The following is a 26,639-nucleotide window of genomic DNA, read 5'->3' on the forward strand; positions in this document are numbered from 1 at the left end:
CACTGTTCTTGCCCGATCCTGACGGCAAGGCGGGGCGGAGACAAGCAAAACCTCGCCGATGACGGCCGGATATTGTCCAGGCCTGCGCGATGGTGCCGAACGGGTTTACCCCCACACGCCTTGCCAAGGCGGTTCTGAAATGATGCAGTCCCCCAGCCTCACCTCATGGTGATTTGCCCGCCGCCACGGCGCGGCAAACATAGGCAAGGTCAGGCTTTCCCGGAGCAGGCATGGGCGCCTATATCATTCGCCGCCTCTTGCTGATGATCCCGACCGTGTTCGGCATCATGGCAATCTCTTTCCTCATCACCCAGTTCGCGCCCGGGGGGCCGGTGGAACAGGCGCTCGCGTCCTTTTCCGGCGAACGCGGCGGCATCGAGGAGCGACTGACCGGCGGCGGTGGCGATTTCACCGCCCAGCAGACCCAGGGCAGCAATGGCCTTTATCGCGGCAGCCAGGGCCTGCCGCCCGAACTGGTGGCGCGGATCGAGAAACAATTCGGCTTCGACAAGCCGCCGCTCGAACGCTTCTTTTCGATGATCGGCAATTACCTGCGCTTCGATTTCGGGCAAAGCTATTATCGCGACATTTCGGTGATCGACCTGATCAAGGAGAAAATGCCGGTTTCGATCTCGCTCGGCCTGTGGATGACGCTGATTGCCTATGGCATCTCCATTCCGCTCGGCATCGCCAAGGCCATGCGCGACGGCTCGCGTTTCGATGTCTGGACCTCGACCATCATCATCATCGGCTATGCCGTGCCGGGATTCCTCATTGCCATCGCGCTGGTGGTCCTGTTCGCCGGCGGCTCCTTCTGGTCGATCTTTCCGCTGCGCGGGCTGACGTCGCCGGGATGGGAGCATTTCCCCCTCTGGCGGCAGGTGCTGGATTATTTCTGGCACCTTGTCCTGCCGATCATCGCCATGGGGCTGGGCGCCTTCGCTACCACCACGCTGCTCACCAAGAATTCCTTTCTCGATGAAATCGGCAAGCAATATGTGGTCACCGCCAGAGCCAAGGGACTGACGGAACGCCGGGTGCTGTATGGCCATGTCTTCCGCAATGCCATGATGCTGATCATTGCCGGCTTTCCGGGGGCGTTCATCGGCGTCTTCTTCGGCGGCTCGCTTCTGATCGAGACCATCTTCTCGCTGGACGGATTGGGCCTGCTCGGTTTCCAGTCCGTGGTCACCCGCGACTATCCGGTGGTCTTTGCCACCCTCTACATCTTTTCCCTGCTCGGCCTCGTCATCGGGCTGGTCTCCGACCTGGCCTATATGTGGGTCGATCCAAGGCTCGATTTTGAAAGCCGCGGCCTATGAGCGGGAAAGCCGGCCTCTCCCCGCTCAACCAGCGACGGCTGGCCAATTTCCGGGCCAATCGGCGCGGCTGGTGGAGTTTCTGGATTTTTCTCGTCCTGTTCGCGCTGACGCTGGGCGCGGAATTCCTTGCCAATGACCGGCCGATCCTGGCCCTCTACAAGGGCGAATTGCTCGTGCCCGCCCTTATCGACTATCCCGAGGCCAAATTCGGCGGATTCTTCGCCAGCACCAATTTTCGCGACCCCTTCATTGCCGATGAAATTCAGGCCAATGGCTGGATGATCTGGCCGCCCGTGCGCTTCTCCTATGGCACGGTGGATAGCTATGTGGCTTTTTCCGGCGCCAATCCGCCGAGCTGGATGCTGACCCGCGAGCAGATCTGCCAGCGCTATCCGCTGGGTGTGGACGATCCCGATTGTGTGCCCGGGAACTACCATTATCTGGGCACCGACGACCGCGGCCGCGACGTGCTCTCCCGGTTGATCTATGGCTTCCGCATCTCCATCCTGTTCGGGCTGGTGCTGACCATCGCCTCCTCTATCATCGGCGTCGCCGCCGGTGCGGCGCAGGGCTATTTCGGCGGCTGGCTTGATCTCATCGCCCAAAGGCTGATCGAAATCTGGACCTCGGTGCCGGCGCTCTATCTGCTGCTGATCATTTCCTCGGTGATCATGCCGAGCTTCTGGGTGCTGCTCGGCATATTGCTCTTGTTCTCCTGGGTAAGCCTCGTCGGCATCGTGCGGGCGGAATTCCTGCGCGCCCGCAATTTCGAATATGTCAACGCCGCAAGGGCGCTGGGGGTCTCCAACCGGGTGATCATGTGGCGGCACCTTCTGCCCAATGCCATGGTGGCGACGCTGACCTTCATGCCCTTCATTCTCTCGGGGTCGGTCGCAACCCTCACCTCGCTCGATTTCCTCGGCTTTGGCCTGCCGCCCGGTTCGCCCTCGCTGGGTGAATTGCTGGCGCAAGGCAAGAACAATTTGCAGGCGCCCTGGCTGGGGCTCACCGGGTTTTTCACCATCGCCATCCTGATGACGCTGCTGGTCTTTGTCGGCGAAGCGGTGCGCGATGCCTTCGATCCGCGAAAGACTTTCCGATGAGCGCGCTCCTGTCTGTCCGCGACCTCAATGTCGGTTTCGGCAGCTTCGCCGCCACGAAAAATGTCGGATTCGACATCGCCCCGGGCGAAACCCTGGCGCTGGTGGGCGAAAGCGGCTCCGGCAAATCGGTGACGGCTCTCTCGGTGCTGAAACTCCTGCCGCCCGCCGCCAGCCTTGCCGGCTCCATCCGCTTTTCCGGCGCCGAACTGGTGGGTGCGTCCGATGCCGAGTTGCGCCAGGTGCGCGGCAATCGGGTCGGCATGATCTTTCAGGAGCCGATGTCCTCGCTCAATCCCGTGCACACGATCGGCCGGCAAGTGGCCGAAGTGGTGATGCTGCATCAGGGACTGCGGCAGAATGCGGCGCGGCGCCGGGTGCTCGAATTGCTCGATGCGGTGGGCCTGCCTGATCCGGCGAGCCGCCTCGACGACTATCCGCACCAATTGTCCGGTGGGCAGCGGCAGCGGGTGATGATCGCCATGGCTTTGGCCAATGATCCAAGACTGCTGATCGCCGACGAGCCGACCACGGCGCTCGACGTCACCGTGCAGGCGCAAATCCTCGCCCTGCTCAAGAGCCTGCAAAAACAGAATGGCATGGCCATGCTGTTCATCACCCACGACCTTGTCATCGTCCGGCGCATCGCCGACCGGGTCTGCGTGATGAAGGACGGGGAGATCGTCGAGACCGGTCCGGTGGAGACCATCTTCGCCGAGCCGCAACACGCTTATACCAGGCATTTGCTGGCGGCCGAGCCACGCGGCACACCGCTGGTTCCCGCTGCCGATGCCTCTCCCGTCATCGCGGCCAGCGACCTCAAAGTGTGGTTCCCAATCCGGCGCGGTCTGCTGCGCCGCACAATCGGGCATATCCGCGCCGTCGATGGGGTCGATCTCGCCATCGAGAAGGGCGAAACGCTCGGCGTGGTGGGCGAGAGCGGCTCGGGGAAATCCTCGCTCGGCTATGCCCTGCTCCGGCTTATCCCCTCGACGGGCCGGATCGTGCTGCTGGGTCAGGCCATCCACGAGCAATCCTGGCGGGCGCTGCGGCCAAGGCGCAAGCATATGCAGATCGTCTTCCAGGACCCGTTCGGCTCGCTCAGCCCCCGCATGTCGGTCAGCCAGATCGTGGAAGAGGGATTGCGGGTGCATATGCCGCGCCTCAGCGCCAAGGAACGCGAGGAAAAGGTCGCATCTACCCTCATCGAAGTCGGGCTCGATCCAGCCAATGCCAGCCGCTATCCGCACGAATTTTCCGGCGGCCAGCGCCAGCGCATCGCCATTGCCCGGGCGCTGGTGCTGGAACCGGATCTGATCGTTCTGGACGAGCCCACTTCGGCGCTCGACGTTTCCATCCAGGCGCAGGTGATCGACCTGTTGCGCGCCGTGCAGCAGAAGCGCGGCCTCTCCTATTTGTTTATCAGCCATGACCTCAAGGTCGTGCGCGCCATCGCCCACCGTCTCATCGTCATGCGCAATGGCAAGGTGGTCGAGGCGGGGCTTGCCAGCGACATCTTCGCCGCCCCGCAAGAGGACTATACGCGCCAGCTCATGGCCGCCGCTTTCGACATCGCCGCCCCGCCAGACGCCATTGCCGGCGGATTGCCGAGTACGGCGACATCAGACTAGATTTGACCCAAACCATGCAGCGGAGCCGCACAATGACGCTCTCAACCAAGCTCGCCATCCTCGCCCTAGCCGGCTTTTCGGCCCTTGCAATGCCCGTGCAGGCGCAAACGCCGACCGGGATCTGGGTCCACGCCGATTCCCTGACCGAGGCGCCGAAATATCCCGAAGGCTTCACCCATTTCGACTATGTGAACGCCAATGCCCCCAAGGGCGGCACCGTGCGCGTCGGCGCATCGGGCGGCTTCGACACCTTCAACCCGATCCTGCCGCAGGGCGAGGCGGCCAGCGGGCTTGGCCTTGTCTACGAAACGCTGATGACGACCTCGATGGACGAGGTCAACACCTCCTATGGCCTGCTGGCTTCCGCCATGAAGGTGGCCGACGATTATGGTTCGGTTACCTTCCGCGTGGACCCCAATGCGCGCTGGCATGATGGCGAGGCGGTCACAGCCGAGGACGTGGTCTGGTCGTTCAATATGGTGATCGAGATCAGCCCGATCTATGCGCAATATTACGCCAATATTGTCAGCGCCGAAGTGAGCGCACCGGGCGAAGTCACCTTCACCTTTGACCAGACGGGCAACCGTGAATTGCCCCATATTCTGGGGCAATTGCTGGTGCTGCCTCAGCATTGGTGGGAGGGAGCCGACAGTGCCGGCAAGGCGCGCAATATCAAGGCCTCCACCCTTGAAGCTCCCATGGGCTCAGGCCCCTACGCACTCGCCAGCTATGATGCCGGCCGCACCGTGACCTATAAGCGTGTAGAGGATTATTGGGGCAAGGATCACCCAACCCAGATCGGCACCAATAATTTCGACACCTATAGGGTCGAATATTTCCGCGATGAATCGGTGTGGTTCGAAGCCTTCAAGGCCGACCAGTTTGACTGGTGGAGCGAATATACCGCCCGCCGCTGGGCCACCGGCTTCGATTTTCCCGCCGTGGCCGATGGCCGCGTCATCCTCGAAACCTTCGACGAAGATTATAATGGCAGCGGCGCCATGACCGGCTTCATTCCTAACCAGCGCCGTGCCCTGTTCCAGGACGAAAAGGTGCGCGAGGCACTGAACTATGCCTTCGATTTCGAGGAACTGAATGCCACCGTCTTCTATGAGCAATATAAGCGCATCGACAGCTATTTTTATGGCCTGCCCTTTGCCTCATCCGGCCTGCCGGAAGGCGAGGAACTGGACGTGCTGGACAGCGTACGCGACCTGGTGCCGCCATCGGTGTTCACCGAGCCCTATACCAATCCCATCAATGGCGATCCGGCCAAGCTGCGCGCCAATCTGCGCACCGCCCTCAATCTGCTGAACGAGGCTGGCTACAGGCTCGACAGCAACAGGCTGGTGGACGAGAATGGTGAACAACTTGCCTTTGAAATCCTGATGTTCCAGGCAACGCTGGAGCCGATCGCCCAAAACCTCATTACCAATCTCGGCCAGATCGGCATCGCGGTAACGCTGCGCATGGTGGACACGCCGCAATATATCAACCGGCTCCGCAGCTTCGACTATGACATGATCTATTCGAGCTGGGCCCAATCCTTCTCGCCGGGCAATGAGCAGCGCTATTTCTTCGGCTCTTCATCAGTGGATCAGGAAGGATCGCGTAATTATGCCGGCATCGCCAATGCCGGCATCGATGCGCTGATTGACAAGCTGATCGTGGCCGATGATCGCGACACCCAGCTCGCCGTGGTCAAGGCGCTGGATCGTGTGCTGTTGCAGAACCACTACGTGGTGCCCGGCTACGCCCTGACCTATTCCCGCACCGCGCGCTGGGACCGCTTCAGCCGGCCCGACGCCTTGCCCGAGTTCAGCAACGGTTTCCCCACCATCTGGTGGTGGGACGCGGACAAGGCGGCCAGGTCCGGCGGCGCCAGCGCGGAGTAGGAGACGTGCCGGGGTCCGCAATCCCATTGAAAACAAGCGCCCGCTGACCCGCAGAACCCCACCCCGGCCCTCCCCTCAAGGGGGAGGGAGAGCAGGAGTCGAAAGTTTGGGGCGTCATTAACCGAGATGGTCCCGATCAGTAATCGCGCTCGTAGAAGACGCCGATGCTGGAATTGCCGTCCTGGCCCGCCGCGCCCTTGATGGTAAGATCGTCGGTGACGTCGAGATTGATAGTGACCTTGGACTGCCCGTTGGCACCGGCGGTGACGCCCAGATAGACATTGTCCTGGATGTAGGTGCCCGCCTGCACCCCGACATTCCCTTCCTTGTCGGTGACGATGTCGAGATCGGCAAGACCCGCAGCGCCACGCAGGCTGTCCACCAGTCCGCCGCCACCGCCCACCAGTTCGGCTGCCGCCGCCGCCAGCTGCGCCAATTGCAGCGGCGACAGTTCGCCCATCGAACGGTTGAAGATCAGCCGGCTCAAGACCTCATCCTGCGGCAGGCTGGGATTGGAACTGAAGGTGATGTCGGGATCGGAGGCACGGCCCGAAACGATGACGAAGACGGTGATGTCGTCGCCCTCGGTGCGAGCCACGAAATTGAGCTGCGGGTCGAGATCGCCGAGGAGGGTGACGGTACCGGTCTCGAAGGTGACGCGCTGGCCCAGAATGGCCAGCCGCCCGCGCGTCAGCGAGAAACCGCCCACAGGCTGGACCGCGCTTGCAGGGCCGGTGAGCCGCACCGAACCGCCCACTTCCGCATCGAGCCCACGGCCGCGAATGAAAATCTGGTTGGGCGCGTTGATATTGATGTCGAGCATGAGATCGGGGCCGCCGCCGGAGAGGCCGGTGCGTTCGTCGATGCGCGCGCGGTCCAGCGTGTGCTGCACCGGCGCCGGGGTGCGCCGATGCTCTACATCGATCAATTGCGCGCCGCCGCCGAGGCTTTCGGGCACGGTGATATTGGCCTGTTCCACCAACACATTGCCCGAGAGCAAGGGTGTGCCGGTGATATTGCCGGTGAGGGTCAGTCCACCCGACAGTGTTGCGACGAACAAGCTGCCATCGGTATAGCGCGCCGAATTGATGTTGAGCGCGAGATTGGCCGGCATGCCGCCGCTTAGCCCGATCGAGCCGGAGGCGGAAACCGAGCCGCCCGTGGACAATTCGGCCGAAAGGCTCTCGACATTGGCGCTATTGCCATCGAGCGCGATCCGGCCAGTGATATTGGCGAGCCGCAGATTGAGCTCGGGATCGACATAGCCGGCGCCGCTGGTCGAAATCGCGCCGGAAAATTGCGGATCGCTCAGCGCGCCGCCAATCTGGGCGTTGAAGCTCGCCGTGCCGGACAATTGCCCGCCCCGTTCGGCCACGAATTGGTTGGCCAGAGCCAGCGGGGCAGAGCCGTTGAGCGTCAGCGCCAGGCCGGGACCGGATAGCGGCGCGCGGCCGGAACCGGATAGTGATAGCCCGCCATTGCCGTTCACCGAGAGATTGTCGAGCACCACGATTTCGCCGCCATAGGAACCAGTGGCGGCGAGGCTGAGCGGCGCGATGCCGAAGGGGGCAATGGCGCTGGCGCCGATTCCGGAGGCACGGGCTTCGAACCGCACACGGGGATCGGAGGCTGCGCCCGAAACCGTTGCGCGGCCATTGACGGTGCCGGAGAGCCCGAGATCAGGCACAATTGCATTGGCGATATTGAGCGGCAGATCGGTGATATCGACCATTATGTCGAGCACATTGCCGGCGGTGCCGGTCGCGGCGATGCTGCCCGAGCCGACATTGAAGCGGAGGGCATCCAAAGCCACGCTGTCGCCGCGCACCGCCAGGGCCGTCGGGTTGGCGAGGTGGGCCGACAAGGCCCCCTGCACCAGATCGGCGCGCTCCAGCGCCAGCCGATAGCCGTCCTCCACCGGGCTCAGCGAACCGGCCATAGCGAGGTCGGTGCCGGTGGCCAGTGCGGCCCGGGCGTCGAAACGGGTCGTATCGCCGCTCTGGCCGGCTGTCGCATCGAGCCTGGTCACATCGACCCCGCCGGCGGCGATATTGCTGGCATTTGCCGTGCCATTGATCACCGGAACGCCGAAGAGATCGGCGATTCCAGCCGAAATCTCGGCGCGTCCGATGCTGATGTCGTTGACGCGCAGGCCGGAGACATTGGCATTGACGCCAGCGCCCTGTTTGCTGTCCTGCGGGGTAAATTCGATGGCCGCATTGACCGCGCCGGACGCATCGGCGAGCAGCAGGGCCGCTGCCAGCGACACATCGGGCGCCACCATGTCGAGCCGGCCCTCCAATAGGCCGCTATCGGCCATCCGGGTCAGCGCGCCGGACAAGCGGGTTCCGGCGATGTCAAAGCCGATGCCGGACAAAGCCTGCCGCGTCGCGTCGGTCCTGATATGGGTGGCAAGGCTGGCGCGGTGACCGTCGAGCATCGCCGAGCCGGTGAAGTCGCCTTCGATTTCACCGTCGAGGAGATTGGCGGCAATGCCGATTTCGGCGTCGCGCAGGCGATAATTGCCGAGCTGGCCGACCGGAACATTGCCATTGAGCAAGAGGGTGAGCGGCGCATCGGCGGCATTGGAACGCGCCGAACCGCGCAGGGTCAGCGCGCCGCTGGCCTCCTCGGAAATCAGTCCCAGATCGCTGAGATCGAGGGCGATGTCGAAATCAGCGACATCGCTGGCAAAGCGCCCATCGGCGTTGAAGCGAACCTGATCATTGGCAATGGCGAAGTCATTGGCGGCGATGCCGGCATCGGTCCGCGCCAATTGGCCCGACAGCGTCACATCGCCTTCGAGCAGGGCATCGGCAATTGCGTCATCAACGCGCAAATCCTTGCCCATGCCGTCAAAGGTCAGATCGAAACCGCCGCTCAGCGGCATGAGGCGGCCCTCGGCGGCAAGGCTGAGCCCGCCGCTCAAAGTGCGTCCGGCCAGGGCGGAGAACGGCGCGATGGAGCCGGCCTCGATCTCGATGCGGCCGTCGAAATCGGTTCCGTCGATCACGCCCGACATTGCGGCGACCAGCGCCTCGCCCACAATGCGGAACTGGGCGAGCCTGATCGGCTCACCACCATTCCAGAGCCCGGCAATGCCGAGACCGACACTTTTGCCCAGCGCCGCTTCCACCGCCGGATCGGCATCTATGCCCGACAAGGCGCCATCGCCGTTGAACGTGACCATGCGGCTGGCGGGGTCATCCAGATTGCGGGCGACCCCGCCCAGCGTCAGGGCGAACGTATCGGCGGCAAAGCCATCGGTTTCAAAGCGCTCGATATCGATGCCAGCCTGCCAGGCGTCATCAGCGCCGGTGCCGAACTGCACGGAAAAATCCGCCACCCCGACGCGGGTTGCATTGCCCGCGACGGGCAGGGTCACCATGGTGCCGGCGCTGTCGGCGATACGTGCTGCCACTTCGAGCCGTGACAGGAAATTGTCCGGCGTGGTCGCGGCGCTGGCGGACAGATCGAGCTGGCCGCCGCCCAGGGTCAGTCCGGAAATCTCGAACCCACCGCCATCGCGCAGCAGCGCCTTAGCCCGCAGCCGCGTCTCGGGCCCGAAGAAGGGGCGATAGGGCTCGGCGATCAGGGTGGAAAGCGGCCCGCCCAGATCGACATCGATGGCAAAGCCCTCACCGCTCTGCGCGATGCGGGCGGTTCCCGCCAGCGCTTCGCGATCATCGGCCAATAGGCGCATTTGCGCCTCGAGATCGGCCAGGGCCCCCTCGCCATCCAGCGTCAGGGTCATGGCAGGGCGGTTCTCGATATTGAGCAGATTGGCGATGACGCCATTTTGCGGCTCGACCAGCGACAGGCCGAGATCGATGGAATTGCCCTCGCGCTTATAGGCGATATTGAGGTCGAGATTGCCCCCCGGTCCGTCCAGACGCTCGATATCGAGCACGGCATCGAGATTGCCGCCCTCTAGCGTCATCGACCCGGCAAGTGAGACCTGCGAAGCCAAGCCGAACACGTCCTCGCCGAAGCGCACGTTGGGGACGGCAAGCTCACCCAATTGGATGGCCACGGGAAATTCGGGAATTTCCAGCGTCCCCGTCTCGGGGGAGGGCAGGTCCACCGCGCCTTCGACCGGGATGGCATTGCGGATATAGTCGATGGAATCGGCGCGCAGGGTCCGCACGTCCAGCCTGCCGGTGAACAGGGCGGCCTGATTCCAGTTGAGACTGGAATTGTTGACGCGCAACCAGACCCCTTCGGCGTCCGAAATGGTGATTTCGCGGATCGCCACGTCGGAGCCCAGAATGCCCTCGATATTGGAGAGGCGGATCTGGCGCTCGGGCGTCGAAAGCTGGCCTTCGACGAAACTGGTCAGCCAGTCCTTCTGCTCCTCATTGTTCATATCCTGGGCGACGAGCGCCATTGGAACAGCGGCGGAGGCCAGCAGCAGGGCCGAGACGAGAAGCGTCTTGCGGGAGGGACGTAACATCAGAAAGCCTGCCCGATACCGGCATAGATGGCGTAGTCGGGATCGCTGGCGCGCTTGTTGAGCGGCACCGCAAGGTCGAGCCGCAGCGGACCGAGCCCGGTATAGTAGCGGACGCCCAGACCCGCGCCGAGCCGCATATCCTCGATGCCGGGGAAAGTGTCGGCGGCGACATAGCCGCCATCGAGGAAGCCGACGACGCCAATGGTCTCGGTCACCTTGGCGCGGGCCTCGAGCGAGGCTTCGAGCAGATAGCGCCCGCCGGTGATCTTGCCGGTGCCGTCATCGACGCCGATGGACTTGAACCCATAGCCGCGCACCGAGCCGCCACCGCCGGCAAAGAACAGCTTGTCCGGCGGAATTTCGTTGAGCGCCGGGCCGACCAATGCTCCGGCCTTGACGCGGCCCGCCAGCACGAAGGGATCGTCCTCACCGAAGCCGAAATAGGTCCGCGCCTCCGCTTCGATGCGCAGGCCGGTATTGCCATAGATGAAATCGTAATAGGGCTCGACATTGGCGGCGGTGTACCAGCCCTCGGTCGGATCGACCGCGGAATCCCGGCCATCGAAAATGACGCCCGCATAGACGCCCGCCGTGGCAAAATCGCGGGTGCCAAAACTGTCGTCAAAGCGGGCGCGCTTGAAATTGGCTCCGCCCTGAAGGGTGATTTCGTCGGAGAAGAACCAGGAGAGACCCAGCCGGCCCGCGGCCGAAGTTTCGGTATAGGTGGGATAGATGGTCCGCTCCGCCGAAACTGCCGCGATCAGGTCGACGTCGGGATGATAAAAGCCCGGCTTGGTGAAGGTGCCGCCAGCGAAATAGTCGAATTGGGCAGTATCGATCGGAAAGGCAATGCTGGAAATGCGCGCGTCGAGCCGCAGGCGCTCGGCCTGACCGAAGAGGTTGCGCCAGAGATGGTAGCCTTCGAGACCCAACCCATCGATGGTAGAAAATGTGGCACCCATGCCGAAGCGGCGGCCCGGCAATTCCTCGACAATGAGGTCGTAAGGCAAAAGCCCGTCGGAGCCGATGGCGTCGCCCGCTTCTAGCCGGGCGGAGCGGAACACTTCCAGCCGGTCTAGGCGCTTCTGGGCGCGCTGCACATCGTCAGGGTCATATTCCTGGCCGACGGCAAGGCCCGTCTGCTGCGCGACGAATTCGGGATTCATCTCACTCGTCCCGCTCACCGCGATCGGCCCGAAGGCGGCCCGGCGACCAGGATTGACCGTGATGGTGGCATCGACACTATTGGTCGCATGGTCGGCCACGACGTCGCGCCCCACGATCTCGGCCTTGGCATAACCAAGCTGCCGCCAGGCTTCGAGCGCCAATTGCTCTGCCCGCAGGATGACCGCGGAGCGCGCCACCTCTCCCGCCCCGAACCCGCGCATCACCGGCAAGTCCACCTGATCCTGGGGATCGTCGGTGGGCGGAGCCTGATTGACGATATTGACATTGGCGAAACGGAACAGCGGACCCGCCGACACGGCGATGGTCACCTCGACCGGATTGGGCAATTTGGCATCTGGCGGCAGCTTGGCCGCCTCTACCCCGCCGATACGGATGCTGACCGCGCCGCCATAATGGCCTTCGCCATAAAGCGCGGCGAGCAGGCGCCGATAATCGCCGCGCGCCTTGGCGATCAGCCCCGCCGCGCCGGATGCGGGTTCATCCTGGTCAGCCAGCAAAGCCGAGGCATTGCGCAACGCTGCTTCCACCGCACCGCCTTCGCTCGAGGTGAAGGTAACGACATAAGGATGCGGATCGACGATCACCGACTCGGCGTCGATGTCTGACTGGTCTTCGAAGAACTTGATGCCGAAGAGTTCAAAGGCAAACACAGGCAGGCCCGGCACGGCGGACAAAGCCATGGCCAGGCACAAGGCGCCAAAACTCGATACAAGACGCGCGCTTCGCAGTGTTCTATCCGCCCTTTTACTCTGCAACCAAACCGGGCAAGTGAAGAAGATTGCCCATTGAGCGGAAAGATTCCGTTAAGCCTTTGACGGTTCCGCCAGCATTCGCCCTTTTGGCGACAATTTCGTGGCGAGTTTAGGACGAGCGGCCCCCAAGGACCAGCATAAGCGACATATGTGATCCACATTGAAACGTCCGGCGTGGCCGATGGGCAACGCTATTCCCGCGCCAGGGCCTCGACCGGATCGAGCCGCGCTGCCGAGCGGGCCGGCATGAAGCCGAACACAACCCCGATCAGGCTGGCCGAGAGAATGGCGACCATGATCGATTCCGGCGAATAGGCGAGCCGCGCTCCGGCCACGATGGCCGTCAGCCCATATCCAAGGCCGAAGCTCAACGCCACGCCCGCCGCGCCGCCGGCAAAGCAGACCAGCACCGCCTCAATGAGGAACTGCCGCATGATGTCGCTGCGCCGCGCGCCCACGGCCATACGGATGCCGATTTCCTTGGTGCGCTCGCTGACCGAGACCAGCATGATGTTCATGACGCCGATGCCGCCCACGACCAGCGAGATGATGGCAATGGTCGAGATCAGCAGCGCCAGGGTGGCGGAGGTGGATTGGATGGTTTCGCGGATCGTATCGGTATTTTGCAGGAAGAAATCCTGCGTGCCGCCATGCAATTGTAGCATCAACGCGGTGATCTGCGCCTCCGCCTCGCTGGTGTCATAGGCATCATCAATCCGCACCGTGATCTGGCTGAGATAGGAGACCCCCAAAATCCGGCTCATCGCGGAGGTATAGGGCAGATAGATATTAGCGCTATTGCCGCCCGGGCCGAAGCCGCTGCTGGTGGCGACCACGCCGATCACCCGCACCGGCACATTGCCCAGCATGATCACTTCGCCGATCGGGTTCTGTCCGCCGGTGAAGATGGCATTGACCGCATTCTGGTCGATGACCGCCTCCTGCGCCAGATCGGCAATGCTCTCCTCGGTGAAACCGGAACCGGACGTGAAGGTGCGGCCATTGACCTGAAAATAGTCCACCCCGACGCCGGTAATCGAGGCGTTGGAGGCCGTATTGCGGTAACGCGCCGTCGCATTGGCCGAAACCTGCGGGGTGACGCTATCGGCATAGGGCTCGTTGGCGAGAGCCTCGGCATCACCGGGCTTGAGCGTGCGCACGCGCCCCGAGCGCATGTCGCCGAAACCGGAGCCGGGATAGATATTGATCGTATTGGTGCCGATGGACGAGATATTTTCCAGCACCGTCTGCTGGCTGCCCTGCCCCAGGGCCACCACCGACACCACCGAGGCGATCCCGATGATGATGCCGAGCATGGTGAGGAAGGTGCGCAGTTTGTGCGCCCCCATGGCGCGCAGGGCCATGGTGAAGGCTTCCGCCGTCCGGTCGAGCCCGCGCCGCCAGGATGCCGCTTTCCGGGCCAGGACGGGCGCGGCGATGGCCCGCGCGGTTTCGGTATTCTTGCGGTCGGCGATGATCTCGCCATCGGAAATTTCGATGACGCGCTCGGCCTGCGCCGCGATCTGCGGATCATGGGTCACGAGAACGATGGTGTGACCGTCGCCATGCAATTCGCGCAGCAAAGCCATCAATTCCTTGCCCGAACGGGAATCGAGCGCCCCGGTCGGCTCGTCGGCGAGAATGACCTCGCCGCCATTCATCAAGGCCCGGGCCACGCTGACGCGCTGCTGCTGTCCGCCCGAGAGCGCATTGGGGCGATGATCGAGCCGGTCCCCGAGGCCCAGCCGCGTCAATAGCGCGATGGCGCGTTCGCGCCGCTGCGAGGGTACCACACCGGCATAGACGGCGGGCACTTCGACGTTTTCCACCGCATCGAGATCGGGCAGCAATTGATAGCGCTGGAAGATGAAGCCGAAATGCTCGCGCCGCAGCGCGGCCAGTTCATCGGCGTCGAGCTTGCCAACATCCCGACCGGAAAACGTGTAGCTTCCCGCGCTGGCCCGGTCGAGGCAGCCCAGAATGTTCATCAGGGTGGACTTGCCTGACCCCGACTGGCCCATGATGGCGACCATCTCGCCGCGATGAATATCGAGATTGACGCCCTTGAGGATGTCAACGCTCTCACCGCCGCTCTGGAACCGCCGCACCAATGCGCGAATGGAGATGATCGGAACGTCCATGGCTCTTACCGCATACCGCCGAAGCCACCCGGCCCACCAAGGCCCATGCCGCCCGGCCGGCCGCCGCTGGAACCGCCGGGCAATTGGGCGCCGGTGCTGTTGACGATCAAGTCGCCCTCGTTGAGGCCGGATTTGATCTCGGCGGAAATATTGTTGTTGAGGCCGATTTCCACACGCGCCGGACGGGTCTCCTCACTCTCCCGGTCATAGACCATGACCATGGCGGCGCCATCCGGTCCGCGGCGCGACACCAGGGTGGCCGGCAGAGTGAGCGCATCGCGCACTTCATCGAGCACGATTGTCACCGACGCGGTCATGGAAATGCGCAGCTTGTGGCCGGGATTGGGAACGTCGAACAGGCCATTGTAATAGACTGCACTCCCCGAGGCCGCGCCGTCACTGGCGATCGAGGTCGGCGCCGGTTCCACCTCGCGCAATGTCGCCTCGATCTGGTTGTCCGGCTCGCCCAGAATGGTGAAGTAGACCCGCTGTCCCGGCGCGACCTTGACGACATCGGCCTCCGAGATTTCGGCGCGGATCACCATGGTGTCGAGATTGGCGATCTTGGCGACCGTGGGTGTCGCCGAATTGGCGTTGATCGTCTGCCCCTCATCGACCAGAAGGGCGACGATGACGCCGTCATTGGGCGCGACGATCTGCGTGCGCGAGAGGTTGAGCTGGGCCGATTCCACCGTCAATTCGGCCTGGGCGATCTGCGCATCGAGCTGGTCGATCTGCGCCTGCGCCTGTTCCACCGCCAATTGCGCCGCCTCCAGATCGGTCTGGGACACGAGGCTATTGGCGCTCAATTGCTGCTGGCGCGCGAGGCTCGACTGCACCTTGGCCAGATTGGCCTCCTGATTGCGTTTCTGCGCTGCAATGCCCGCCAGCGCCGCCTCGGCGGATTTGACGGCGTTTTCCTGATTGAGGCTGTCTATGTCGACCAAAAGGTCGCCGCGCGCGACCGTATCGCCCAAGGCCACATGCACCGCCTTGATGGTGCCGGACACTTCGGCGCCGACGCTGACCAGGGAACTCGCTTCCAGCACGCCCGAGGCAAGAACGCTGGTTTCGATGTCGCCACGGCTGACGCTGACGGTATTGGGGGCCGTCCTCGCCTGGGTCTGGCCATAGAGATACCACCAGCCGAAGCCGGCGGCGGCGCCCAGAACAACGAGAATCAGCAGGATTTTGGCAAAAAGCTTCACGCGCCACCTCGGACCGAATTTACCGGCAAGGTTAGCCAAGCTCGCCCCGCGATGCACCTTAGCTATCGTTAGGACGGATTAAACTTTGGAAAGGTTGACGCTTGGGCCGGGCCGGTTCACCCTGAAACAACCCTCGCAGGCATTCTTTTCAGGACAGGTCATGTATCCGCTGCTCGATCCCAGCCGCTTCGTCGTCTTCATCACCGGAGCCACTTCCGGCTTCGGCGCCGCCGCCGCGCGCCGCTATGTCGCCGCCGGCGGCAAGGTGGTGGCGACCGGTCGCCGCGAGGATCGGCTGATGGCCCTGCGCGACGAATTGGGCCATGACAAATGCCATATCATGGCGCTGGACGTGCGTGACCGCGCGGCACTGGAAGCGGCCATCGCTGCCATTCCCGCCCCCTTCGACGCCATCAATATCGTCCTCGCCAATGCCGGGCTGGCGCTTGGCCTGCAACCGGCGGCCGAGGCCGATCTCGACGACTGGCAGACCATGATCGACACCAATATTTCGGGCCTCGTCTATACGGTGCGCCTGCTGTTGCCGGGCCTGATCGCACGAGGCGGCGGGCATGTGGTGACCTTGGGTTCGGTGGCGGGCGAATTCGCCTATCCGGGCGGCTCGGTCTATGCCGCCTCGAAAGCCTTCGTGAAGCATTTCGCCCTCGCCATCCGCTCCGACCTGCAGGGCAAGAATGTGCGCGTCACCGACATCGAGCCCGGCCTGACCGAAACCGAATTCTCGGTAATCCGCTTCAAGGGCGACGAAGCCAAAGCGGGCAATGTCTATGCCGGGACCAAAGCGATGAATGCCGAAGACATCGCCGAGTCCATCTTCTGGGCCACCTCGCTTCCCGAACACGTCAACATCAACAAGATCCAGCTGATGGCGACCACGCAGGCCATAGGCCCCTTCGATATTTACCGGGACAAATAAACCCTAAATTAACCAGCCCATTGCGGCCCAGGGGCAATTGCCGTTTTACTTCGGCATGTTCCGTTTTGCGCCACGCCCGCTGATCATGGTTGCCGTCATCGCCGCCTTTGCGGCGATCTCCGGCGTCATGACGCTATGGCTGGCATCCACCACGCCCTGGCTGGGCGTGCCCCTGGTCGCCCCGGATGGATATGTGGTGACCGGGTCGGCCACGCCCGGCATAAAAGCAGGAACCAGAATCGAAGCGATCGGCATTCCCGGCGCCCCCCTTCTTCCGCTTGCCGGCATCGACCTGCTCACCGAACCCGACAGCCTCCCGACCTATGCCGAGATCCGGCAATTCTATGCCCGTCAGGACCGATTGTTCGACTTGCTGGGCAAGCCGGTCCTTGCCTTGCAATTGATGGGGAGCGACGGACAGCCGCGTTCCGTAGAAATCACACCGCAATCCCGCCCGCTCTGGTCGCTGCCGGTCAGCTTCTGGATCCAGTTCGTCACCGGCATTGTCAGCGTATTGATCTCGGGCTGGGTCTGGGCGCTGCGGCCCCGGCAACTGGCACCGACGCTGTTCGCCATTTCAGGACTGGGAGTGCTGTCGGTCACCCTGACCTCGGCTTTCTACGCGCATCGGGGTCTCGCCCTGCCGGCCGACGCCTATGCGCTGCTGCTGCCGATCAACCATCTGGGCATTTTCCTGTTCGGTGGCTCGCTGATCGGGCTGTTCCTCGTCTATCCGCGACAATTGGTCAAAAAGCGCTGGCTCTGGCTGATCCCGGCAATGTTGACGCCTTATCTGGTGCTGGACATTCTCCATGCCGGACCCGAGGCCGAATTCTATTATTACGTGGTTCTCGGCATCACCGTGGGCATTCTCGGCCTGATCGCGGCGCAATACCTGGCCACGCGGGGCTCGCCGGATGAACGGGCCGTATTGGGCTGGCTGGGCCTCTCCGTGGCCTTCTCCTTATGCATCTTCGCCTTTCTGTCCCTCGCTCCGGACCTGCTTGGGCTCAACAGCCCCCTCGCCCAGCACTATGCCGCCGGCGCAATAGTCGTCATCTATATCGGCATCGCGCTGGGCCTGCGCCGTTATCGCCTGTTCGAACTGGGCGAATGGGCCTATCGCCTGCTCTACTACGCCATCGGCGCGTTTCTGCTGCTGGCGCTGGACGCCGCCCTCGTCGCCGGGCTCAATCTCGACCTCGCGCCAGCCCTGGCGATCTCGCTGCTGCTGGTCGGACTGATCTATCTGCCGCTGCGCGACTGGCTGTGGCGACGCCTGTTCGCCCGCAACCAGATTCAGCAGCATGAATTGTTTTCCGAGGCCATGGACGTGGCCTTTGCGCCCAGCCGCACCGAAAGCGCTGCGCGCTGGCGCCATTTGCTGGCGCGGCTATTCGACCCCCTGGAAACACTCGAAAGCGACGTGAACATCGGCGCGCCTTCCATCGCGGAGGACGGGATAGTGCTGGAATTGCCGCCCGTTGCCGGCGCGCCGGCCCTACGGCTGCGCCATCCTTTCGGCGGCACCGGCCTGTTCCAGCCCGCTCATCTGGCGCTGGCCGCCAATCTCGTGGCCCTGACCGAACGCGCCGAGGAAAGCCGACAGGCCTATATGCGCGGCGTGGGCGAAGAACGCCGCCGCATGGCGCGCGACCTGCATGACGATGTCGGCGCGCGGCTTTTGACCGGGTTGCACACCGCCGACGAGCGCACCCGGCCCATTCTGCAGGCCGCCCTGGGCGACATTCGCGCCATCGTCTCCGGCCTTGCCGGTGAAGAAGCCGCGCTGGACCGGGTTCTCGCCCAGATGCGCCACGAAGCGGCGCGCCGGCTGGAAGCGGCGGGCATCGCCTTCGAATGTCCCCTGCCCGATGCCGATCTGCCCGCCATTCGCCTGGATTACCGTGTGCACAAGGCCATGACCTCGGCGGTGCGGGAAATCGTCTCCAATGTCATACGCCATGCTGAAGCGAACCGACTGAGTGTGACCGCCGAACTGGCCGGGGACCGGCTGGCGCTCACCTTCGAAGATGACGGCAAGGGCATGCCCGCCACGACGCTCAATGGCGACAGCACCGGCTATGGCCTTAAAAACCTGCAACAGCGCATGGCCGATCTCGGCGGCGCCATCGCCATCGACGGCGGATTGGGCACGACGATCCGGCTGGACCTGCCCCTGACGCTGCACCCGCGCCCCCCGGAAGAGGGGGTGAAGTCGGCGGCAACGGCGCTAAATTCCGCCCTATGAGCGCTTCACCCGGACCCGATACGCCCCGTCTCTGCCTGCTGATCGAAGACCAGCCGGCGACGCGTGACTGGATGCTGGGCGTGCTGGACAGCGCCTTTCCCAATATCGAGGTGGCAACGGCGGGCTCGCTTAAGGCCGCCCAAATCTGGCTCGACCAGCACGGTGACGAACTCTGGCTGGCTATCATCGATCTCGGCCTGCCGGACGGCTCCGGCATCCACATCGTGCGGCGCTTGCAGGCCGACCATCCCGGCGCAATGCCGATTGTCGCCACCATCTACGACGACGACGCCCATCTGTTCGAGGCCATCGCGGCCGGCGCCCGCGGCTATGTGCTCAAGGACGAGGAAGCCGAATTGCTGGTGTCCTATCTCCAGCGCATTGAGCGCGGCGAGCCGCCTTTGTCACCGTCCATCGCCCTGCGGATGCTCAGCCATTTCCGCGCGCCACAGAACATGCCCGACGACGACGCCGGGCTCAGTCCCCGCGAAACCGAGGTTCTGGCGCTGCTGGCCAAGGGACTCACCGTCGCCGAGACGGCCCGCCGGCTGGCGCTGCAACCGCAGACGGTCGCCTCCTATGTCAAGGTGATCTACCAAAAGCTCTGCATTTCGAGCCGCGCCGAGGCGACGCGCGAAGCGATCCGGCGTGGCCTGGCCTGAACGCGACGACGAGGCCTATCAGCCCCGCCTGCTTCTCCTCATGACGCCTTGAGCGGGTGAAAACTGCCGCTGCGGCTGGAACTCGCGCGCCAATCCCGCTATTGGCTTGGGACAAATCGAGGAGAAAATCCCATGATCATCGAGCCCAAAATCCGTGGCTTCATCTGCACCACCGCCCATCCGACCGGCTGCGCCACCAATGTGCAGCGCCAGATCGACCATGTGACGATCAAGGGCGCAATCCCCTCGGACCGCAAGCGCGTCCTGGTGCTGGGCTGCTCGACCGGCTATGGCCTCGCCTCGCGCATCGTCACCACGTTCGGCAGCGGCGCCGACACGATCGGGGTCTCTTTCGAACGCGAGCCGGGCGAAACCAAGCCCGCTTCCGCCGGCTGGTACAATAACCGCGCCTTCGAGAACCGCGCCCGCGCCGCCGGCCGCAAGGCTGCCACCATCGAGGGCGACGCCTTTTCCGACGCGGTCAAGGCCGAAACCATCGAGGCCATCAAGGCCAATCTTGGCCAGGTAGACCTGATCGTCTATTCGCTGGCCTCCCCGGTCCGCACCGATCCCAAGGACGGCGTGACCTATCGCTCGGTGATCAAGCCCTATGGTGGCCCGGTCACCTCAAAGACGCTCAATACTGGCACGGGCGAAGTTTCCGAGATCAGCGTCGAGCCGGCCAGCGAGGAAGAAGCCGCCGCCACCGTCAAGGTCATGGGCGGCGAGGATTGGGAACTCTGGATCGCCGCGCTCGCCGAGGCGGGCGTACTGGCCGACAATTTCCTCTCGCTCAATTATACCTATCTCGGGTCCGAACTGACCTGGCCAATCTACCACAAGGGTACATTGGGCAAGGCCAAGGCCGACCTCGACCGCGCCGCCGCCGCCATCCGTACCGTCCATGGCGCCCATGCTGCTCATGTCGTGGCGCTCAAGGCCGTGGTCACCCAGGCCAGTTCCGCCATCCCGGTCGTGCCACTCTATGGCACGCTGCTGATCAAGGTGGAGGACGAAATGGGGCTCGGCGAAGGCCCGATCCAGCAGATCGACCGGCTGTTCCGCGACAAGCTGCAAGGCGACCCCGCACTGGATGAAGAAAGCCGCATCCGCGTCGACGATTGGGAATTGTCTCCCGCCATGCAGGCGGAATTGGCCAAGCGCTGGGGCGCCCTCACCACCGAGACCCTGTCCGACCTCGCCGACCTGCCCAAATATCGCGAGGAATTCCTGAAGCTGTTCGGCTTTGCCGTGGGCGGCGTCGACTACAGCAAGGATGTAGACCCCCGCGTGGTGGACTAAGACTTTTCGCCAGAGCCACGGAAGCAGTCCCGCGCGAGCGGGAATCCCTGTTTGGGTCGACCTTCATTTGCTCCCCCCTCCTTCGTCATTGCCGGGCCTGTCCCGGCAATCCATCTCGCGGCGGCATGGACCGCCCGGACAATGACGATGGAGGGCAGATTTCCCCAGGTCTATTGGTCGGCAGAAGTAGCGGGTGGGTATTCGTGCTCCCCGCCCTGCCAGTCGCGGATTGCAAAACAGCCGTCGCTGCCGGCGATATTGGCGGCGGCGATATTGGCCTTGCCATAGCCCCCGGGAATGTCGAGCACATAGGTGGGCTGGCATAGTCCGGAAATCCGACCGCGCAGCGCCGCGACCAACGCCTGCCCCTCCTCGATGCCGACCCGGAAATGCCCGGTGCCCGGCGCCAGGTCGGGATGGTGCAGATAATAGGGGCGAATGCGGTTTTCAACGAAGCCGCGCATCAGAGCGGCCAGCGTTTCCACATCATCATTGACGCCCCTGAGCAGCACGGACTGGCTGATCAGGACGATGCCGCCAGCGACCAACAGATCGAAACCGCGCCGGGCCGCTGCCGTCAATTCGCGCGGATGATTGGCGTGTACCGCCAGATAGGTGGTCTTGCCGCTGGCAAGCAGCGCTCCGAGCATGGCCGCGTCGATCCGCTCCGGTTCCACCACAGGCACGCGGGTATGGAAGCGCACAACTTTGACATGGGCGATGCCGGCCAGTTTCTCCATGATCGCCCGCAGCCGCCTGGGCGAGAGCACCAAGGGGTCACCGCCGGTAAGAATCACTTCCCAGATTTGCTCATGGGCGGCGATATAGGAGATCGCGGCATCGAGTTCCGCCGGCGTCAGCGTACCCAATCCTTGCGGCCCGACCATTTCGCGGCGGAAACAGAACCGGCAATAGACCGGGCAGACATGCACCGCCTTGAGCAGCACCCGGTCGGGATAGCGATGCACGATCCCTTCCACCGGCGAATGGGCAAGATCGCCAATGGGATCGGCGCGTTCCTCGGGCGTCGTGACGAGTTCGGCGGAGGTGGGCACGAATTGGCGCGCCATCGGATCGTCGGGATCGGTCGGATCGATGAGGTCGAGCATGGCCGGCGTGATGGCGATGGCGTATTTTTCGGCGACGGCCTGGATGTCTGCACCATTATCCAGCAGCCCGGCCTCGACCAATCCCGCGACGCTTTTGATGGGGAGGCGGGAGCTCATTCGGCCACCGGCGCCCAGAGCACCGCCTCGATCCTTTGCGCGCCGGTGGCCAGCATCACCAGCCGGTCGAAGCCCAATGCCACCCCGCTCGCCTCCGGCATGAAATCGAGCGCGGCGAGAAAATCTTCGTCCAGTGGATAGCGCTCGCCATAAAGCCGGTGCTTTTCGGCCATCTCCGCCTCGAACCGGCGGCGCTGTTCCACGGGATCGGTCAATTCGCCGAAGCCATTGGCCAGTTCGACCCCGCAGGCGTAGATCTCGAACCGCTCCGAGACGCGCCGATCGCCCGGCACAGGCCGCGCCAGCGCCGCTTCGCAGGCCGGGTAGCGGTCGAGCACCGTGACCTGCCCATTGCCAAGTTGCGGCTCGACCTTTTCGACGAGGATTTGGGTGAAGAGATAGGACCAGGCTCGGTCGTCGGGCACGGCCAGGCCCACCCGTTCCATCTGCGCCGCCAACGCCTCGCCATCGGGAACGCCGTCATCGTCCATACTGGCCAGAAGGTCGATCCCGGCATGAAGGCTGAACGCTTCAGCGACGCTGATCCGCTCCGCCAAAGCCCGTGGATCGCAGGTTCGATCGCGGAACTGGAACCGGCCGATCCCGGTCACGTCCGCCGCCAGCCGGATCAGCGCCAGACTATCCTCGATGATCGTTTCATAGGGGGCATTGGCGCGGTAGAACTCGAGCATGGTGAATTCGGGGTGATGCAGGGCGCTGCGCTCACGATTGCGCCAGACATGCTGAAGGCTGGCGATCCGCGTCTCCCCTGCCGCCAGCAGCTTCTTCATGGTGAATTCGGGCGAGGTATGAAGGTACATGGCCTGCCCCAGCCCGTCATTGCCGATCATGTTCGTGCCGAAGGCATGCAGATGCGTCTCGTTGCCGGGGGAGCGTTGCAGGCCCGGCGGGTCAACCACGAGGAAGTCCCGCTCGGCCAGCCAATTGCGCGTGGCGGCATCGAGGCGCGCGCGCGCCAACAATGCCGGCCGCCGGTCGGCATGGCGTTCGGGATGCCAAAAGGGCGTTGTGGTAAAAGCCGTCATTGTCGGTTTATTGCCGTCCGGTCTGGCGAAATGGCGCGGAATAGTTTATCGGGCGCTCGACAGTACATATAGCGGCGCTCGCAGAGCTCAGGCTCTAAACCGCGCCCGCGACACGAACAAGGAAGAAATATGGTCAAAGTCATCGCCTCGTCGCTGCGCAAAGGCCATGTGGTCGAACAGGACAACAATCTGCATGTGGTCCTTACCGCTGAAAACGTGCATCCCGGCAAAGGCAATTCGGTAACCAACGTCACCATGCGCCGCATTTCCGATGGCGTGAAGGTGATCGGCCGCTGGCGCACCGTGGAAATGGTCGAAAAGGCCGATGTCGATGATCGCGAATACGATTATCTCTATTCGGACGGCGAAGGCCACCACTTCATGGAGCCGGCCACCTATGAGCAGATCACCGTCGGCGACGACGTGGTTGGCGACCAGAAGGCCTATCTGACCGATGGCATGAAAGTGCACCTGATGACCCATGAGGGCATCGCGCTCTCCATGGAACTGCCGCAGCGCCTGACCTTCGAGATCGTCGAGACCGAGCCGGTGGTCAAGGGCCAGACGGCCTCCTCTTCCTACAAGCCTGCCGTGCTCAACAATGGCCTGCGCGTCATGGTCCCGCCCCATATCGACGCCGGCACGCGCATCGTCATCCTGACCGAAGACAATTCCTACGTCGAGCGCGCCAAGGACTGACGGCCGACTGCGCTCGCAGGGCCGGGCCTATCCACAAACGCCATATGAAAACGGGCCCCGATGGGCCCGTATTTCATTGCCTTTTGGCTGGCTCAAGCGGCCTTGAGATTGACCGAGCTTTTCGCCAGGCTCGACAGTTTGGCGTCGGTCGCTTCTTCTTCCTTGAGGGTTTGCAGGAACAGGTTCATCGCGTCCTTGTGGCCCAACTGCTTGGCCCAGGTCGCCAAAGTGCCGTAGCGGGCCATTTCGTAGTGCTCCACCGCCTGCGCCGACGAAACGAGACCGGCATCGAGCGCGGACGTGCCCTTGAACTCGTCCATGATCTCCTTGCCTTCCTCGATGATGCCCAAAATAGCGTCGCAGGTCTTGCCGCGCGGCGCCTTGCCGAGCATTTCGAACACCTGCTCAAGCCGTTCCACATGCACTTCGGTCTCGTTGCGGTGCTGCTCGAATCCCGCCTTCAATTCAGCCGATTGGGCGGCCTTGGCCATTTTCGGCAAGGCTTTGAGGATTTGCCGCTCGGCGTAATAGATGTCTTTGAGTGTATCGAGGAACAGATCGTCCAATTGCCTGTCAGCCATTCTTTCATTTCCATTGCGGACGTCGTGATGACGCTGGTCGAGCAACGGCAGGGCGCGGCGCGAAGTTCCTCCTGCCCCGATCACTTCCTCGGTCAGAAAAATCTGGAGCTAAGCCAGGCCATCTGTTCGCGCTCCTGAAAGACCTGCCCGCCTTCGTGATTGTTGAACTCATATTCCATGAGTATCTTTTCCGCTCCACCAAAGGCCCTGAACGCGGCAAAGACGGTCGAGGGCGGACAGATGTCGTCCATCAGGGCCGCCGAGAACAGCGCGGCTGCCTTGCTCTGGCGTGCAAAGTTGACGCCGTCGAAATAGCGCAGGGTCTCGAAGACCGCCGCACTCTTGTCTCGGTGCTGAGCCAGGAACCGCACGATTTCGAGATAGGGGTCGCGCCCGGCAATGCGGACTGCACGAGGAAAATCGCAGAGAAAGGGCACGTCCGGCATCACCGCCTTGACGCGGGCATCGAGGCCCGCGACCGCCAGCGCAATGCCGCCGCCCTGGCTGGCACCGCACACGGCGATGCGTTCGGGATCGACTGCATCAAGAGCCGCCAGCGCATCGATGGCCAATACCGCGTCGGTGAAGACGCGGCGGTAATAATAGTCGTTCTTGTCGAGCACGCCCTTGGTCATCATCCCAGGGATCTGGCTGGTCGATCCAACCGGATCGGGCGTCGCCCCGGTGCTCCAGCTCGAGCCCTGTCCGCGCGTATCCATGCGGAAATAGGCGAAGCCCGACGCCGCCCAATGCAAAAGCTCGTGCGGGAAGCCGCGACCACCGCCATAGCCCACATATTGCACCAGAAGCGGCAGGCGGCCTTCCCGGTTCCGGGGCAGGACCAGCCAGCCCTTGACGGGATGGCCGCCAAAGCCGGGAAATGTGACGTCGAACACCTCGACCAGCTTGAGCGTGGTTTCCGCCGGAACGATGGACACACTGCCGCCCATCCCGCGCGCCTCGGCCAATGTCGCCTCCCAGAAGGCGGCAAAGTCGGCGGGCATGGTGACGGCGCTCTCATAGGCGTCGATGGCGGGATGAACGAGGTCGGGAAAGGGCACGACAAGGCTCCGGCAATGGGAATTTCAGTAAAGGCAATCTGCTGCCACCCAGACCGGATTTCCAGCCGGGTGACAAACTTGCCCACCGCTCATTCCACCGCAGCCCCGTGCGCGCTGCCGGGGTCTGTTCTATGGCCGCCGCACGATTGAGCGAAAATGCTCGAGCACGTTCGGTCCATCGACGCCGACACAGATGGTCTGGCCGGGCCGTCCCTCCCAGGCCGAATGCACGCCGCCGCGTTCTTCGGGCCAAAATGCCGTCTGGCCCACAGCCAGGCCATCGCGCACCACCGCGATCGCCCCGCGCCGGACCGTGAACCATTCGGGGTGAAGTGCATAAGTGACGGCAAGCAGGTCATGCCCGACCACGCCGGACAACCCCATGACCTGTTGATAGAATCGGGCGTAATGACCGCACATCTGGCGGAGCAGGTCGCCGTTTTCTCCGGCTTCGTCGGCCAGCAGCGCCAAATAGTCATTGTCGAGAATGATGTCGTGGGTGACGTCGAGCCCCACCACGGTCACCGGCCAGGCAGCGGCGAAAATCTCGTCTGCCGCCACCGGATCGCCGTGGATATTGGCTTCGGCCAGCGGGGTGATATTGCCGCCTCGCCCCTCATAGCCAAAGGCGCCGCCCATGATGATCACCGCCTTGGTGAGCCCGGCAATGTCGGGCGCCTGCCGCAGGGCCAACGCCAGATTGGTCATGCGGCCCACCGCGATGATGGTCACTTCGCCCGGATGGGCCCGAACCGCATCGATAATGAATTGGGTCGCCGCACCGGGCTGAAGTCCGGTCTCATCCAGTTCGGGAATGGCGATATCGCCCAGCCCGTTCTGTCCATGCACGAGGACCGGTTCGGCCTTGGCCACACCATCCAGCGTCTCGCCCGCACCTCGGATCACCGGCGCGGAAATGCCGAATTCCCGGCGCAGGAACAGGGCATTGCGCGTCGTCGTGGCGATGTCGGCATTGCCCACAACGGTGGTGATGCCCAAAAGCTCCACCTCCGGCAATTTGCTGAGATAGAGCAGGGCCATGGCATCATCGATGCCCGGATCGGTGTCAAAGATAACCTTCATTCGTCTCGCCGTCTTTCGCGGGGGATAGCATTATCCCCTCATTGTCGTGATATCGTGCGCGGTCTCTAGCACGAAGCCACTTGACTATCGACATTTTTTGA

At 63.4% G+C, this 26,639-nt stretch carries 18 protein-coding genes; 9 read left to right on the forward strand and 9 right to left on the reverse strand.

Annotation, left to right across the window (positions count from 1 at the left end):
• The first annotated feature begins 230 nt into the window (after positions 1-230).
• The 4 genes from H0482_RS05550 to H0482_RS05565 are packed head-to-tail and all read left to right on the forward strand — an operon-like array spanning position 231 to position 5,948.
• Positions 231-1,322 (forward strand): microcin C ABC transporter permease YejB, encoded by a 1,092-nt coding sequence (locus H0482_RS05550; RefSeq protein ID WP_193728993.1) that lies wholly within the window; start codon positions 231-233, stop codon positions 1,320-1,322.
• Positions 1,319-2,425 (forward strand): ABC transporter permease, encoded by a 1,107-nt coding sequence (locus tag H0482_RS05555; protein WP_193728994.1) that lies wholly within the window; start codon positions 1,319-1,321, stop codon positions 2,423-2,425. The genes H0482_RS05550 and H0482_RS05555 overlap by 4 nt, the downstream gene beginning before the upstream one ends.
• The gene (locus H0482_RS05560) at positions 2,422-4,053 is read left to right on the forward strand and encodes an ABC transporter ATP-binding protein (RefSeq protein ID WP_193728995.1); all 1,632 of its coding nucleotides are present in this window, start codon (positions 2,422-2,424) and stop codon (positions 4,051-4,053) included. Before H0482_RS05555 ends, H0482_RS05560 begins: the two co-directional genes overlap by 4 nt.
• A 32-nt stretch (positions 4,054-4,085) precedes the next feature.
• Entirely contained in the window at positions 4,086-5,948 is a 1,863-nt protein-coding gene (locus tag H0482_RS05565) for an extracellular solute-binding protein (protein ID WP_193728996.1), read from the forward strand.
• A 136-nt stretch (positions 5,949-6,084) separates the two neighbouring features.
• Here H0482_RS05565 and H0482_RS05570 read toward each other — a convergent pair whose 3' ends face one another.
• The 4 genes from H0482_RS05570 to H0482_RS05585 form a co-directional block, all read right to left on the reverse strand.
• Entirely contained in the window at positions 6,085-10,401 is a 4,317-nt protein-coding gene (locus H0482_RS05570; RefSeq protein WP_193728997.1) for a translocation/assembly module TamB domain-containing protein, read from the reverse strand.
• A complete protein-coding gene (locus H0482_RS05575; protein WP_193728998.1) occupies positions 10,401-12,269 on the reverse strand; it encodes an autotransporter assembly complex protein TamA in 1,869 nt (622 codons plus the stop codon). Before H0482_RS05575 ends, H0482_RS05570 begins: the two co-directional genes overlap by 1 nt.
• A gap of 263 nt (positions 12,270-12,532) precedes the next feature.
• The gene (locus H0482_RS05580) at positions 12,533-14,482 is read right to left on the reverse strand and encodes a MacB family efflux pump subunit (RefSeq protein WP_193728999.1); all 1,950 of its coding nucleotides are present in this window, start codon (positions 14,480-14,482) and stop codon (positions 12,533-12,535) included.
• A gap of 5 nt (positions 14,483-14,487) precedes the next feature.
• The gene (locus H0482_RS05585; protein WP_193729000.1) at positions 14,488-15,690 is read right to left on the reverse strand and encodes an efflux RND transporter periplasmic adaptor subunit; all 1,203 of its coding nucleotides are present in this window, start codon (positions 15,688-15,690) and stop codon (positions 14,488-14,490) included.
• 160 nt (positions 15,691-15,850) lie between these two features.
• Here H0482_RS05585 and H0482_RS05590 point away from each other — a divergent pair, with 160 nt between their 5' ends.
• The 4 genes from H0482_RS05590 (at position 15,851) to fabV (ending at position 20,842) form a co-directional block, all read left to right on the forward strand.
• Positions 15,851-16,627: an SDR family NAD(P)-dependent oxidoreductase gene (locus H0482_RS05590; protein WP_193729001.1), complete on the forward strand. Its 777-nt coding sequence runs from the start codon at positions 15,851-15,853 to the stop codon at positions 16,625-16,627.
• A 37-nt stretch (positions 16,628-16,664) separates the two neighbouring features.
• The gene (locus H0482_RS05595; protein ID WP_193729002.1) at positions 16,665-18,878 is read left to right on the forward strand and encodes a sensor histidine kinase; all 2,214 of its coding nucleotides are present in this window, start codon (positions 16,665-16,667) and stop codon (positions 18,876-18,878) included.
• Positions 18,875-19,540, forward strand: coding sequence for a LuxR C-terminal-related transcriptional regulator (locus H0482_RS05600; protein WP_193729003.1), 666 nt, complete (start codon positions 18,875-18,877; stop codon positions 19,538-19,540). The genes H0482_RS05595 and H0482_RS05600 overlap by 4 nt, the downstream gene beginning before the upstream one ends.
• Before the next feature lie 132 nt (positions 19,541-19,672).
• Entirely contained in the window at positions 19,673-20,842 is a 1,170-nt protein-coding gene (gene fabV, locus H0482_RS05605; RefSeq protein WP_193729004.1) for an enoyl-ACP reductase FabV, read from the forward strand.
• Positions 20,843-21,012: 170 nt separating this feature from the next.
• Here fabV and H0482_RS05610 read toward each other — a convergent pair whose 3' ends face one another.
• Both H0482_RS05610 and epmA read right to left on the reverse strand, forming a co-directional pair.
• Positions 21,013-22,068 carry a lysine-2,3-aminomutase-like protein gene (locus H0482_RS05610; RefSeq protein ID WP_193729005.1) on the reverse strand — a complete coding sequence of 352 codons (1,056 nt, stop codon included), beginning with the start codon at positions 22,066-22,068 and terminating at the stop codon, positions 21,013-21,015.
• Positions 22,065-23,114, reverse strand: a complete 1,050-nt coding sequence (gene epmA / locus H0482_RS05615) for an EF-P lysine aminoacylase EpmA (RefSeq protein WP_193729006.1) — start codon at positions 23,112-23,114, stop codon at positions 22,065-22,067. The genes H0482_RS05610 and epmA overlap by 4 nt, the downstream gene beginning before the upstream one ends.
• A 129-nt stretch (positions 23,115-23,243) precedes the next feature.
• Here epmA and efp point away from each other — a divergent pair, with 129 nt between their 5' ends.
• The gene (gene efp / locus H0482_RS05620) at positions 23,244-23,813 is read left to right on the forward strand and encodes an elongation factor P (protein WP_193729007.1); all 570 of its coding nucleotides are present in this window, start codon (positions 23,244-23,246) and stop codon (positions 23,811-23,813) included.
• A gap of 92 nt (positions 23,814-23,905) precedes the next feature.
• Here the strand turns inward: efp and H0482_RS05625 are convergent, their stop codons facing one another.
• The 3 genes from H0482_RS05625 to H0482_RS05635 form a co-directional block, all read right to left on the reverse strand.
• The gene (locus H0482_RS05625) at positions 23,906-24,394 is read right to left on the reverse strand and encodes a YciE/YciF ferroxidase family protein (protein ID WP_193729008.1); all 489 of its coding nucleotides are present in this window, start codon (positions 24,392-24,394) and stop codon (positions 23,906-23,908) included.
• A 92-nt stretch (positions 24,395-24,486) separates the two neighbouring features.
• Positions 24,487-25,455, reverse strand: coding sequence for an acetylxylan esterase (locus H0482_RS05630; RefSeq protein ID WP_193729009.1), 969 nt, complete (start codon positions 25,453-25,455; stop codon positions 24,487-24,489).
• Positions 25,456-25,584: 129 nt separating this feature from the next.
• Positions 25,585-26,538, reverse strand: coding sequence for a nucleoside hydrolase (locus H0482_RS05635; RefSeq protein WP_193729010.1), 954 nt, complete (start codon positions 26,536-26,538; stop codon positions 25,585-25,587).
• Positions 26,539-26,639: the final 101 nt, after the last annotated feature.

Source organism: Devosia faecipullorum (assembly GCF_015158295.1).
Lineage (GTDB): Bacteria > Pseudomonadota > Alphaproteobacteria > Rhizobiales > Devosiaceae > Devosia > Devosia faecipullorum.

Coding starts and splice junctions, on each gene's coding strand:
- H0482_RS05550 (WP_193728993.1), top strand. CDS start 231: ATGGGCGCCTATATCATTCGCCGCCTCTTGCTGATGATCCCGACCGTG.
- H0482_RS05555 (WP_193728994.1), top strand. CDS start 1,319: ATGAGCGGGAAAGCCGGCCTCTCCCCGCTCAACCAGCGACGGCTGGCC.
- H0482_RS05560 (WP_193728995.1), top strand. CDS start 2,422: ATGAGCGCGCTCCTGTCTGTCCGCGACCTCAATGTCGGTTTCGGCAGC.
- H0482_RS05565 (WP_193728996.1), top strand. CDS start 4,086: ATGACGCTCTCAACCAAGCTCGCCATCCTCGCCCTAGCCGGCTTTTCG.
- H0482_RS05570 (WP_193728997.1), bottom strand. CDS start 10,401: ATGTTACGTCCCTCCCGCAAGACGCTTCTCGTCTCGGCCCTGCTGCTG.
- H0482_RS05575 (WP_193728998.1), bottom strand. CDS start 12,269: ATGGCTTTGTCCGCCGTGCCGGGCCTGCCTGTGTTTGCCTTTGAACTC.
- H0482_RS05580 (WP_193728999.1), bottom strand. CDS start 14,482: ATGGACGTTCCGATCATCTCCATTCGCGCATTGGTGCGGCGGTTCCAG.
- H0482_RS05590 (WP_193729001.1), top strand. CDS start 15,851: ATGTATCCGCTGCTCGATCCCAGCCGCTTCGTCGTCTTCATCACCGGA.
- H0482_RS05600 (WP_193729003.1), top strand. CDS start 18,875: ATGAGCGCTTCACCCGGACCCGATACGCCCCGTCTCTGCCTGCTGATC.
- fabV (WP_193729004.1), top strand. CDS start 19,673: ATGATCATCGAGCCCAAAATCCGTGGCTTCATCTGCACCACCGCCCAT.
- H0482_RS05610 (WP_193729005.1), bottom strand. CDS start 22,068: ATGAGCTCCCGCCTCCCCATCAAAAGCGTCGCGGGATTGGTCGAGGCC.
- epmA (WP_193729006.1), bottom strand. CDS start 23,114: ATGACGGCTTTTACCACAACGCCCTTTTGGCATCCCGAACGCCATGCC.
- efp (WP_193729007.1), top strand. CDS start 23,244: ATGGTCAAAGTCATCGCCTCGTCGCTGCGCAAAGGCCATGTGGTCGAA.
- H0482_RS05625 (WP_193729008.1), bottom strand. CDS start 24,394: ATGGCTGACAGGCAATTGGACGATCTGTTCCTCGATACACTCAAAGAC.
- H0482_RS05635 (WP_193729010.1), bottom strand. CDS start 26,538: ATGAAGGTTATCTTTGACACCGATCCGGGCATCGATGATGCCATGGCC.